At 58.4% G+C, this 12,188-nt stretch carries 13 protein-coding genes; 8 read left to right on the forward strand and 5 right to left on the reverse strand.

Annotation, left to right across the window (positions count from 1 at the left end):
• From ACR0AI_RS06405 to ACR0AI_RS06430, 6 genes are all read left to right on the forward strand, one after another.
• Nucleotides 1-1,074 (forward strand): ABC transporter ATP-binding protein, encoded by a 1,074-nt coding sequence (locus ACR0AI_RS06405; protein WP_480538876.1) that lies wholly within the window; start codon nt 1-3, stop codon nt 1,072-1,074.
• Nucleotides 1,074-1,937 carry a carbohydrate ABC transporter permease gene (locus ACR0AI_RS06410; RefSeq protein WP_085807799.1) on the forward strand — a complete coding sequence of 288 codons (864 nt, stop codon included), beginning with the start codon at nt 1,074-1,076 and terminating at the stop codon, nt 1,935-1,937. The genes ACR0AI_RS06405 and ACR0AI_RS06410 overlap by 1 nt, the downstream gene beginning before the upstream one ends.
• The gene (locus ACR0AI_RS06415; RefSeq protein WP_170378551.1) at nt 1,934-2,731 is read left to right on the forward strand and encodes a carbohydrate ABC transporter permease; all 798 of its coding nucleotides are present in this window, start codon (nt 1,934-1,936) and stop codon (nt 2,729-2,731) included. Before ACR0AI_RS06410 ends, ACR0AI_RS06415 begins: the two co-directional genes overlap by 4 nt.
• Before the next feature lie 8 nt (nt 2,732-2,739).
• Entirely contained in the window at nt 2,740-3,141 is a 402-nt protein-coding gene (locus tag ACR0AI_RS06420; RefSeq protein ID WP_480672519.1) for a DUF2160 domain-containing protein, read from the forward strand.
• A 65-nt stretch (nt 3,142-3,206) separates the two neighbouring features.
• Nucleotides 3,207-3,602 (forward strand): BlaI/MecI/CopY family transcriptional regulator, encoded by a 396-nt coding sequence (locus ACR0AI_RS06425; protein ID WP_170378547.1) that lies wholly within the window; start codon nt 3,207-3,209, stop codon nt 3,600-3,602.
• A complete protein-coding gene (locus ACR0AI_RS06430) occupies nt 3,589-4,686 on the forward strand; it encodes a M56 family metallopeptidase (protein ID WP_480672521.1) in 1,098 nt (365 codons plus the stop codon). Before ACR0AI_RS06425 ends, ACR0AI_RS06430 begins: the two co-directional genes overlap by 14 nt.
• A 15-nt stretch (nt 4,687-4,701) precedes the next feature.
• Here ACR0AI_RS06430 and urtE read toward each other — a convergent pair whose 3' ends face one another.
• The 5 genes from urtE to urtA all read right to left on the reverse strand — a co-directional run bounded on the left by urtE (nt 4,702) and on the right by urtA (nt 10,665).
• Nucleotides 4,702-5,397 (reverse strand): urea ABC transporter ATP-binding subunit UrtE, encoded by a 696-nt coding sequence (urtE, locus tag ACR0AI_RS06435; protein WP_480672523.1) that lies wholly within the window; start codon nt 5,395-5,397, stop codon nt 4,702-4,704.
• 3 nt (nt 5,398-5,400) lie between these two features.
• Nucleotides 5,401-6,141: an urea ABC transporter ATP-binding protein UrtD gene (urtD, locus tag ACR0AI_RS06440; RefSeq protein WP_480672525.1), complete on the reverse strand. Its 741-nt coding sequence runs from the start codon at nt 6,139-6,141 to the stop codon at nt 5,401-5,403.
• Nucleotides 6,138-7,367 carry an urea ABC transporter permease subunit UrtC gene (urtC, locus tag ACR0AI_RS06445; protein WP_480672527.1) on the reverse strand — a complete coding sequence of 410 codons (1,230 nt, stop codon included), beginning with the start codon at nt 7,365-7,367 and terminating at the stop codon, nt 6,138-6,140. Before urtC ends, urtD begins: the two co-directional genes overlap by 4 nt.
• A gap of 3 nt (nt 7,368-7,370) precedes the next feature.
• Nucleotides 7,371-9,323 carry an urea ABC transporter permease subunit UrtB gene (urtB, locus tag ACR0AI_RS06450; protein ID WP_480672529.1) on the reverse strand — a complete coding sequence of 651 codons (1,953 nt, stop codon included), beginning with the start codon at nt 9,321-9,323 and terminating at the stop codon, nt 7,371-7,373.
• A gap of 61 nt (nt 9,324-9,384) precedes the next feature.
• Entirely contained in the window at nt 9,385-10,665 is a 1,281-nt protein-coding gene (gene urtA, locus ACR0AI_RS06455) for an urea ABC transporter substrate-binding protein (protein WP_480672531.1), read from the reverse strand.
• 443 nt (nt 10,666-11,108) lie between these two features.
• On the opposite strand from urtA, the gene ACR0AI_RS06460 reads away from it, so the two are divergent.
• Nucleotides 11,109-11,882 (forward strand): urease accessory protein UreD, encoded by a 774-nt coding sequence (locus tag ACR0AI_RS06460; RefSeq protein WP_480672533.1) that lies wholly within the window; start codon nt 11,109-11,111, stop codon nt 11,880-11,882.
• A 1-nt stretch (nt 11,883) separates the two neighbouring features.
• Complete coding sequence (locus tag ACR0AI_RS06465) at nt 11,884-12,186, forward strand: urease subunit gamma (protein WP_170378531.1); 303 nt, start codon at nt 11,884-11,886, stop codon at nt 12,184-12,186.
• Nucleotides 12,187-12,188 lie beyond the last annotated feature (2 nt).

The following is a 12,188-nucleotide window of genomic DNA, read 5'->3' on the forward strand; positions in this document are numbered from 1 at the left end:
ATGGCACAGATCAAGCTTTCCAATCTGCGACACAGCTACATGCCCACGCCGAAAGGCCCCGAGGACTATGCGCTGAAAGAAGTCGATGTCACGTGGCGCGACGGCGGAGCTTATGCGCTGCTGGGGCCGTCTGGCTGCGGCAAGTCCACTCTGCTGAATATCATCTCGGGACTGCTGACACCGTCTGAGGGTCAGATTCTGTTTGACGGTCAAGATGTTACGGCCCTGCCACCCGATCAGCGCAACATTGCGCAGGTGTTCCAGTTTCCGGTGATCTACGACACGATGACCGTGGGCGAAAACCTGGCCTTTCCCCTGAAAAACCGAGGCGTCGACCCCGCCAAAATCAAGCGGCGCGTCGATGAGATCGCCGAGATGCTGGACGTCACGGACATGCTGAACACCCGCGCCAGCGGCCTCAGCCCGGACAACAAGCAGAAGATCTCGATGGGGCGCGGGCTGGTGCGCGATGATGTGAACGCAGTGATGTTTGACGAACCGCTCACTGTGATTGACCCGCATCTGAAATGGAAGCTGCGCTCGAAGCTGAAAGAGCTGCACCAGAAAGTGCAGGCAACAATGATCTACGTGACCCACGACCAGACCGAGGCGCTGACCTTCGCGGATGAGGTGGTCGTGATGCAAGACGGCGAGGTCGTTCAGATCGGTACCCCTGTTGAGCTGTTCGAGCGCCCGCAGCACACCTTCGTTGGCCACTTCATCGGCTCCCCCGGCATGAATGTTCTGCCCTGCGAGGCCAAAGGCGACCGGGCCGTATTCGAGGGACATGAAGTGGTGCTAGAAGGCCCTACTCATGGCGACGGAGGACGCACCGATCTGGGTATCCGCCCGGAATATGTGGGCTTCGGCGATACCGGCATTCCGGCGCATGTCACCAAAGTGTCCGATATCGGCCGCCACTATGTGGTCAGTGCGATGGTCGGCAACACGGCCCTCAAGGCCGTGACCGAACACTCTGTGCCTGAACCGGGCTCACAGGTCTTCCTTCAATTCAAACCAGAACAATCCCGCGTTTACCGCGACGGCTGGATCGCAACCGAGGAGCGCAGCTGATGAGAACAGAAAACCAAAAAGCCTGGTTCTTTGTCCTGCCGGTGTTGGCACTGGTCGCGTTCAACGCGCTGGTGCCGATGATGACGGTGGTCAACTACTCGGTGCAGGAAACCTTCGGCAACAACCAGTTCTTCTGGGAGGGGCTTGGCTGGTTCGAGCAAATCCTGCGCTCAGATCGCTTCCAGGCCGCGCTGGGACGGCAGTTCCTGTTTACCTTCCTGATCCTTCTTATCGAAGTGCCTTTGGGCATCATCGTCGCCCTGTCGATGCCGCGCAAAGGGTTCTGGGTGCCGGTTTGTCTGGTCCTGATGGCCCTGCCGATGCTGATTCCGTGGAACGTGGTTGGTTCGATGTGGAACATCTTCACGCTGCCCAAGATCGGCCTGCTGGGCTACTTCCTGAATGATGTTCTGGGCATCAACTATGATATGACGCAACAGCCCCTTTCGGCTTGGATCACCGTCGTTGTCATGGATGTCTGGCACTGGACATCGCTGGTTGTGCTGCTGTGCTATGCGGGCCTCGTGTCGATCCCGGACGCGTACTATCAGGCCGCGAAGATCGACGGTGCCAGCCCTTGGTCGGTGTTCCGCTATATCCAACTGCCCAAGATGAAAACCGTTCTGACCATCGCCGTTCTGCTGCGCTTCATGGACAGTTTCAACATCTATACCGAGCCCTTCGTTCTGACCGGGGGTGGCCCGGGCAACTCAACAACCTTGCTATCGATCGACCTTGTGAAGATCGCGCTGGGACAGTTCGACCTTGGCCCTGCAGCTGCGATGAGCCTGATCTACTTCGCCATCACGTTGCTGGTCAGCTGGGTCTTCTACACTCTGATGACAAAGGATGACGCGCAATGAAGAAGCGGTCTCTTATCCCGATCCTCTATATCGCGTTTCTGATGCTGCCGATCTATTGGCTGGTGGCGATGTCCTTCAAGACCACGAACGAGATCCTGTCGGGCTTTTCTCTGTTCCCTCAGACCTTCACGCTGGAGAACTACACCACCATCCTCACCGATCCGACGTGGTACTGGGGTTACATAAACTCGATCATCTATGTGACGATCAACACGGTGCTGTCGGTCTGTGTGGCCTTGCCGGCGGCCTATGCGTTCTCGCGTTACCGCTTTCTGGGCGATAAGCAGCTGTTCTTCTGGTTGCTGACCAACCGGATGGCTCCGGCGGCGGTGTTCGCGCTGCCGTTCTTCCAGCTCTATTCCTCGATCGGGCTGTTTGACACCCATTTGGCCGTGGCTTTGGCGCATACGCTGTTCAACGTGCCGCTGGCGGTATGGATTTTGGAAGGGTTCATGCGGGGTATCCCGAAAGAGCTGGACGAGACAGCCTATGTCGACGGCTATTCCTTCCCGCGTTTCTTCGTGACGATCTTCCTGCCCAACATCAAAGCAGGCGTGGGCGTGGCGGCGTTCTTCTGCTTCATGTTCTCGTGGGTCGAGATGCTGCTGGCCAAGACGCTTACGGCGGTTGAGGCCAAGCCCATCGCCGCCGTGATGACCCGCACTGCATCCAGCGCGGGGTATGAGTTGGGCCTGCTGGCCGCCGCCGGAACCCTGACCATCATTCCCGGCGCCATCGTCATCTGGTTTGTCCGCAACTACATCGCGCGTGGTTTCGCGATGGGACGTGTATGAGGTTCGATATGCGCAAACTTCTTATCATCCTTCCCTTCTGGCCCACTTCGGTATTTGCCCAGCAGGCGGGTTGGGGCAGCGTTGGCCAGCAAGAGGAAAAAGGCTTTTCATGGACCGATCCGCTTTGGCCGGATTTCTGGATGGCATGGACGCCGGCTACGCTGGCTTTGTTCATCGGCATCTTCTCGGCCATTGCACTGATCGGTGTGCTGGAAGGATTCAAATTCCGCGATGGCATTGAACGCAAGGGCGTGCTGGGTCTGACCACAACGCTGGGTGACCGCTTGTTCATCACGCTGCTTGGCTCGGCCTATATATTTCTGGCCTGGCTCGGTTTCGTGGGCCAACCGGTCTGGACACCGCTGTTTCTGTCCATCGGTTGGGGTTTCTTCGTTTTCTGGAAAGTTTAGGCTTTGACAAAACACGAAAGGATGCTTGTCTGACAGGCACACCAAACATGACGACACCAAGAGCGATGCGAAAGAAAAAGACGACAAATCTGCTGACCGAGGTTGAACTGGAGTTCATGAACGAGCTTTGGGCCCTAGGGGAAGGCTCGGTGCGTGATGTATTGGACCGCCTGCCACCGGAACGGAATCTGGCCTATACTTCAGGTGCAACGATCCTGCGTATTCTCGACGAAAAAGGTTTTGTCGAAAGCCGCAAGGACGGAAAAACCCTGATCTACAGCCCGCTTCTGGACAAGGATCGGTACCAGGCCCGCTCGCTTCAGAACCTCTCGCGGACGTTGTTTGACAACACACCAGCCTCGCTGGTTGCGCGCTTGGTGGATGATGCGGGTCTGAGCGAGGCGGATCTTGAGGATATTCGGGCATTGGTAGAAAGGAGACTGCAAAATGACAGCGGTTAAGCCGGTTCTCGATGCCTATCTCGAACTGAATTTTGTTCTGATCCTATCGGTCGTGTTGTGGTTCGTAGCCCGATTTGTCCTGTCGCGAACCTCGATGCGACTGTCCTTTTCCGATCAGTTTCGCCTGCTCAGGGCGCTGGTGCTTTGCCTGATGCTCAGCCCGGTGTTGGCCTTTGGGGTGACGCATCTGTTCGAACTTGTCTGGCCAGGTCAACCGATGGCCATCGGCGACGTGGCTGTTGCGGCCTATCTGAGGGGTGAGATCGCGCTGCCTGCAACCCAGTTTGAGACGCTGCTGAACACGCGCCAACGCTGGGTCGAGGCGGCATTGGATGGTAGCTCAGTCTGGGCCATTGCCGCACTTGCGGCTTTGGCATTGGTCTCGGCCACGCTGGTTATCCGCGTGATCTGGGCTGCGTTGCAAATTCGTCAGACGGTCTTGGACAGTTTCCTGTGGAAACGTTCAGCCAAAGTGGATGTCCGTCTGTCGGATCACATCAAAGTTCCCTTTGCCGTGCGGGGCCTGCGCCGTCGTCACGTAATCCTGCCCAGCAATCTGCTGAACGATCGCCACGAATTGCGGTTCGCGATTGCCCATGAGTTCCAGCATGTCCGCAGCGGCGACGTTGAATGGGAACTGGTGCTGGAGTTTCTGCGCCCGCTGTTCTTCTGGAATCCGGCCTATCACATCCTGCGCTATCAGTTTGAGCGGCTGCGCGAGCTTGGCTGCGATCAGGCCATTGTTGCCAGACGTAGACTGGATACGGTGGACTATGCAAAATGCCTGCTGGACTATTGCGCCCGCACAGTCTCGCACGAGCGTCCGCAGGTCCTGAATGTTGCGCTGGTCAATGGGAACAAGGCCAAGCGGGTGCTGAGACAGCGCGTGATCGCTTTGGCGGATGGACCCAAAGGGGGGCATCCGCTGCATGCCATGGTCCTGTCTTTCAGCCTGATCTTTGCGATCGTCCTGGCTTGGGGCTCGGCCAGTTTGCGCGAGACCGACGGTTGGAGCCAAGACCGGCTTATGCTTTCGACCGTGGTCAACCTTGAGCGGCTGGAACGTCGCAACAGCGGTAACTGACAAGCGACGTCTCGGTCAGACCGAGACGCCTTGAAGAACTTGATCCCGTGACACATCCTGCTTGTGGCCTTCCAGCAGGATTTCACCCCGACGCAGGACGACAAACCGGTCGGCGAGGTCGTAGGCAAAGTCGAAATACTGCTCGACCAGCAGGATCGCCATCTGGCCCTGATCGCGCAGGTGGCGGATCACTTCGCCGATCTGCTGGATGATGTTGGGCTGAATGCCCTCGGTAGGTTCGTCCAGCAGCAAGAGCCGGGGTTTCGTGATCAACGCTCGGGCAATGGCTAGCTGTTGTTGCTGGCCGCCGGACAGATCTCCTCCGCGCCGATGCTGCATCTGGGCCAGAACCGGGAACAGATCAAAGATCTCATCCGGCACGAAATGTTCAGCCGCGGGAAGGCAGGCGAACCCGGTTTCAAGATTCTCGCGCACGGTCAGAAGCGGAAAAATCTCGCGCCCTTGCGGGACATAGGCGACACCTTTCCAGGCCATCTGATGCGCGGGCAGCGGGCCAAGATCTTCGCCATCCAGTGTCAGCGACCCGCCAGAGCGGGGATGGGTGCCCGAGATCGCCTTGATCAGGCTTGTCTTGCCGACCCCATTGGTGCCCATCACGCAGGTCACCTCACCCCTCTCGGCCTCCATCGAGATACCGTTAAGGATTTGTGAATGGCCGTAATGCAGGGTCAGATCGTTCAGTTTCAGCATCGCTCAACGCCCCAGATAGACGTCGATGACGTCCTGATTTGATGTCACATGGTCCAGAGACCCTTCGGCCAGAACCGATCCTTCATGCAGGACGGTGACCTTGCAGTTCAGGCGGCGGACGAACTCCATATCATGTTCGACGACCACCACGGCGCGGGTCTTGGCGGCTTGAACTAGAAGGTCGGTCGTGTGCTCGCGCTCCTGCGGGGTCATCCCGGCGGCAGGCTCGTCAACCAGCAGAAGGCGCGGTTCCTGCGCCAGCAACATCCCTATCTCGAGCCATTGCTTCTGCCCGTGGCTCAGCTCACCGGATTTGCGGTCAAGCTCGTCCTTCAGGCCGATCTCATCGGCCAGTTCTATGACTTTTTCCAGATCGTCTGATGAGGGCCGATAAAATAGGACACCCAGCCAACCGCGCTTGTTTTTGAGGGCCATCAGCAGGTTTTCTCTGACGCTTTGGTCCTCGAACACGGTGGGTTTCTGGAATTTCCGGCCAACCCCGGCTTGCGCGATTTTCGCCTCGCTCATCCGCAGTAGTGAGACGGATTTCTCGCCCCAGATCACGCGACCTTCGTCTGGTCGTGTCTTGCCAGTGACGATGTCCATGAAGGTCGTCTTTCCAGCCCCGTTCGGGCCGATCACGGCACGCAGTTCGGCCTCGCCGATCTGGAAAGAGAGATTGTTGATGGCGCGGAACCCGTCGAAGGTAACCGAAACGCCGCTGACCTCTAGCAGAGTGCTCATTCCGTTGCCTCCTTTTCGCGCAGGGCGCTGTCGTCGGGTCCAAGCGGCGCACCATGGCGCTGCGGTGCACGGCGGTTGGTCCAGAGGTCGAACAGCCCTCCGATACCCTTTGGTGCCAACAGGGTTACCAGCACGAAGGAGACGCCCAGCAGCACCTGCCACCAGTCAACCCATTTGATAGTGTAGAACCCCAGCGGGATATCCGGGGCCTGTCCGCCGGTGAACCATGTGCTGAGCAGGCTGACGAAAGCCGCCCCGATGACTGCGCCATACAGACGACCCCGCCCACCAATGGCGACCCAAACGGCCAGATAGATCGAAGCGATCGGGGCCATCTCTTCGGGGTTGATGATCCCAGCTTGAGGGTAGTAGAGCGCGCCCGCGATGGCGGCGATACAGGCGGTCAGGGTGAAGACGGCCAGTTTGTAGACCTCGACAGAATAGCCAAGGAACCGCACTCGCGCCTCGTTGTCGCGAATGCCACGGATGACGGAGCCGAACTTGCCCGACACGACCCACGCCGCGAGAATATAGCCCAAGCCAAGTGCCAGCGCCGAGGCCCAAAGGAACCAGATCGACACCACGTCCTGCGAGGCTGTGACACCGGGCAGGTTCTGCAAGCCGGACAGGCCGTTATTGCCGCGCAATCCGCTGTCGTTCTGGAACAGGTAGAGGGCCAACGCCAGCGTCATGGCTTGGGTCAGGATCGACAGGTAAACACCCGTCACCCGGCTGCGGAAGGCCAGCCAGCCGAAGATCAGCGCCAGAAGTCCGGGCACCAAAACGACCAGTATCAGTTGCAAGGTCAGGCTATGTGAAAAGGCCCAAATTAGCGGGAAGTCCGAAGATCCGACCACGCCAAAAATCTGCGTTCCGATAGCGTCCACGACCTCGGACGGGGTAGGGGGGATTTCGGCTTGCGACAGGGACTCGACCACGATCAGGCGGGTGCGTTCGTACATCAGCCACATGCCGATCATGTAGCCTCCTAGTCCGAAGAAGGCGAAATGCCCCAGCGAGAGGATGCCGGTAAAGCCCCAGACCAGATCCATTGCCACGGCGATCAGGCACAGGCAAAGGGTCTTGCCCAGCGTCTTGACGAAACTGGTTGAGATCGCGCCGATCCCGAATCCTTCGGACAGGACGGTCACGCCCAATGTGAACAGGGACAGGATGGCCAGAAAGACCAGTACGGAGGGGTTCTTGGCGACAAAGCTGTGTTCCATGGCTCAATCCCCCGCCGCGCGGCCTTTGAGGGCGATGATGCCCCTGGGCCGGAACTGGATGAAAATGATGATGAAGATGATCATGTAGGTTTGTGCCGCGAGGGTGTTCGACGGGTTCATCCACTCGATCCCCTTCTGCAAAAAGCCGATCATGCCCGCGCCCGCGAGCGCGCCCCAAATGTTGCCAACACCGCCGACAACCACGGTCATGAAGCTCTGTACGATATAGTCGCTGCCCAGATCCGAGGTCACCTTGGCGAACAGACCAATCGCAACCCCGGCGATTCCTGCGATGCCGGAACCAAGACCGAAAGTCAGCATATTCACGCGCCCCGGATTGATTCCCATCGACCCCGCCATGCGTGGGTTCTGTGTCACCGCGCGCATCTCAAGCCCCAGTCGAGTGCGCTTCATGATGTAGAGAAACAGTCCCAGAAAGATCATCGCCAGCACGAAGATCGCGATGCGGATATAGCTGATCGAGACCACATCGTTCAGCACCCACGCCCCGTCCAGCCAGCCGGGCGCGGTTAGCGGTCGGGCCTGCGTGCCGAAGATGTTCTTGGCCAGCTGTTGCAGCGCAATCGAGATGCCGAAAGTCGCCAGCAGCGTTTCCAGCGGGCGGGCGTAGAGCCAGCGGATCACCAGCCGCTCCATCGCGACGCCCATGGCGAAGGTGACGGCAAAGGCCATCGGGATGGCGACGATGATTGAGAGCGTATGGTCGGGGATGAACTGCTGCACCACGTAGCCGGTATAGGCGCCCATCATGATGAACTCACCATGGGCCATGTTGATCACACCCATCACGCCGAAGGTGATGGCCAGTCCGATGGCGGCGAGGAAATAGATCGACGCCAGTGAGATCGCATCCAGCGTCAGGTCGAGGGTCTGGTTCAAACCGACCTTCAGCTCGATCTGTTCCAGCGCCTTTTCGGCTGCGGATGTGATTTCGGGTGAGGGTTCGGCATAGGTCTCAAAGAAGACATGCGTTTCCAACGCAGAATCGATGTCGGCCTCGGTGATCAAAGCCGGAACGAGGCCGGCTTCTGCCAGAGCAGTGTAAGCCTGAGCGCGCGAGGTGTCCGAGTTCAATTGCGCAACAGGTATGTCCCCCACACGTCCACCGTCGATATTGGCGGCCAGTGCTGCGCGTATGTCATCGGGCGACGTGCGCGGTGCGGCAAGGTCATTGGCGACCAACAGATCATATGCCTCATCCCGCGACAGGGTTTCTGATCCAGGGTCTAGAATAGTGGCGATATTCGCATCAGAAGGCAGATCAGTGCCCGCATGTCGCTTCGTCACGACCAAAGGATTCAGGGCCGCGCGGACGTCCACACCCAGATCGTCGGACATCTCTTCAATCGCAGCAACACGCGCTGCGGTATCCTCATCGTAGCCGATGGTCAGCAATCGCTCGAGGCGTTTCTTCTGCGCTTTCAGATCGGCATCGGGCTCGTCCTCAATCGAGGCGCGCAGCGGCTCCAGCAGAGCGCCTTCGGGATCGCGTTGGATCGACGTCAAAGCGGCCAGACGTTTCGCACGATCCGGGTCGGTCAGTTGGAACTGGACCAGAGCCGTTCCAATCATCGCGCGGATGCCGCTGTTGGGTTTCAACTGTTTCAGATCGGATTTTTGATACGTGCCAACGACTTCTCCGGTGTCGAAATCGGTCAGCTCATACGTCCGCCCCTCAGCCTTTTTCCCGGCAAAGAACAGACCGTCCGACTTGCGCATCCACACGTCTTTGGCGGCCCATGTCTCAAGCATCACCTGCGCTTGCGGTAGGCCGCTGCTAGCAATCGCATCAATTGCAGGCCCAATCGTTTTGCGTGAGCTTTTGGCGATGATCTCCTGATGTTCTTGCAGGATCGGTTGCAAACCGGTCTCTTGCGCATTGGCCGTCAGGCAGGCGCACAGAATTGCGAGGCCCGCAAGGAATAGTCTTAACATGTGGTGAAACCCGAGGCGTCGTTAGGGCAAGGCGGGCGATGAAACCCGCCTTGCGAGAAGTTTAGTAGTTCGACAGGGTCTGAACGCAGGTCTTGGTCTCGGTGTTGTACATACCGCAACCCAGCTCTTTCCAATCCGAGATCAGAACTGCCGATTCTGGCAGGAAGTCAGTCCATGCATCACCTGGAACGACGTCTGTTTCGCTGATGATATCGAACTGACCGTCTTCCTGAATCTCACCGATCAGAACCGGCTTAGCCAGGTGGTGGTTGGGCAGCATCACGGCAGTGCCACCGGTCAGGTTCGGGAACTCCTGCCCGTACATCGCGGCGCGCACGGCGTCGACCTCGGTCGAGCCCGCCTCGGTCGCGGCGTTTACCCACATGTTGAAGCCAATGTAATGCGCCTCCATCGGGTCATTGGTCACGCGGTCTTCACCCATGGTTGCTTTCCACGTATCAACGAATTCGGCGTTCACGTCGGTATCTGCCGACTGGAAATAGTTCCACGCGGCCAGGTGACCGACCAGGTTGGTGGTATCCAGACCCGAGAGTTCTTCCTCACCGACCGAGAAGGCTACGACCGGGATGTCATCCGCCGAAACGCCCGCAGCCGCCAGCTCTTTGTAGAAGCCAATATTTGCGTCTCCATTGATGGTCGAGATCACGCCGACTTTCTTACCATCTGCACCCAGCGCGACAACGTCCGCCACGATCTTGGACCAGTCAGAATGACCAAAGGGGGTGTAGTTGACGAAGATATCTTCGTCTGCGATGCCTTTACCCTTCAGGTAGCTTTCCAGAATATTGTTGGTGGTCCTGGGGTAGACATAGTCTGTGCCGAGCAGAGCGAATTTCTCGACCCCCAGTTCCTCCAGAAAATAGTCGGTCGCAGGGATTGCCTGCTGGTTTGGTGCGGCACCGGTGTAGAATACGTTTTTCGAGGATTCTTCGCCCTCATACTGAACCGGATAGAACAGCAGGCCGTTCAGTTCTTCGATGACCGGCAGAACCGATTTCCGGCTGACCGAGGTCCAGTTGCCGAAGATCACGTCCACCTCATGCACGGTCAGAAGCTCGCGCGCTTTTTCAGCAAATAGCGGCCAGTCCGAGGCCGGGTCGACTACAACCGCCTCAAGCTGCTTGCCCAGCAGGCCGCCCTTGGCGTTTTGCTGGTCGATCAGCATCAGCATCGTGTCTTTCAGCGTGGTTTCCGAGATTGCCATCGTGCCGGACAGCGAATGCAGCACGCCAACCTTGATCGTGTCTTCAGCCGACAATGCAGCGGTGGCCATGGCAGCAAATACCAGTGATCCGGCGAGCGTGGATTTGAGCGATTTCATGTAATCCTCCTGGGCGGGGCCGGGAGAGAGGGCTTGCACAAAGGCGCGTTTCTCTTCTACCTGATCCCCGCAACTGTTGTTGCGTTATCGTGTGGCGGTTGTGTCCGAGGTCCAATTCGCGCAGCCGTCACACACCCTTCGAGGCGTTTCCCCCGACGAGCACCCATACGGTTTCTGCATCGCGGCAATCTTGGCAACCTGTCGGTCAGGTAAATGCAAAAATCAGCCGCATCTGATTAATTTTTAATCCATTGCCCGACTGTGTGCACAAAATTTGGTCACCTGCATCGGTTTTGTGTTCGATTGCGACGCCCAAGAATGGTTTTCCGCCATCCGAGACCCGAAACACGGGGCATGAACTGACGCCTCGGGGGTGCCCAATTACGAAACTTGCCCAAATAACACCCATTGCGGACAAAACCCCGCCTCGCGCCAAGGGGGCCGTGTCGATCAGCACCAAACCGTTGGGCATGCGGTCGGTTCTGGACGTATTCCGTCAATCCGGTTCTTTTAAATGCTTGTTTCCGCGCGCAGAATCGCACGCGTTGGATGCGGTTCTGCTGAACACAGCCGGTGGCGTCACCGGTGGGGATGCGTTTCGGTTCACCGGAACAGCGGATGAAGGCACCACGCTGACGATGACGACGCAGGCGTGTGAGCGTGCCTACAAAGCGCAGCCTGGCCCCTATGGACAGGTCGTCAATCACCTAACCGTCGCGCCCGGTGCTCGCATGAACTGGCTGCCGCAAGAGACAATCCTGTTCAACGGCAGTGCTCTGGATCGTCGACTATTGGTCGAAATGGAGCCGGACGCGACTTTGCTGATGGTCGAGCCTTTAGTCTTTGGGCGCGCGGCGATGGGCGAAACCCTGACGGATATCCGTTTGCGGGACCGGATCGAAATTCGGCGCGGTGGAGCTCCTCTGTTCTTGGATACAATGCGATTTTCCGGCGACCTGCACGCCCATCTCGCGAAGCCCCATATCGCAGACGGGGCGGGTGCAATGGCGCTGGTCGTCTTTGCCTGCAGTTCGGCCGAAGGGCAGTTGGACACGGTGCGCCAGATGTTGCCCGAAACGGCAGGTGCAACGCTGATACATGGTGATCTGCTGGTGATCCGGATGCTGGCCGAAAACAGCTTTGCCATGCGCCGTGCGCTGATGCCGGTTCTGCGGCAGCTCAACAACAACACTCTTCCCCGATGCTGGATGATCTGAGATGAACCTGACCCCCCGCGAAAAAGACAAACTGATGGTCGCCATGGCCGCCGAAGTTGCCCGCAAACGCCTTGCCCGAGGGGTCAGGCTGAACCATCCCGAGGCCATCGCTCTGATCACCGACGCTGTGGTCGAAGGTGCGCGCGACGGTCGCTCGGTGGCCGACATGATGCAGGCCGGAGCCGAAGTGATCACCCGGGATCAATGCATGGAGGGCGTGCCCGAGATGATCCACGAGGTTCAGGTCGAAGCTACCTTTCCCGACGGCACCAAGCTTGTGACCGTCCACAACCCCATTCGCTAACA

Source organism: Ruegeria sp. BG3, assembly GCF_056538485.1.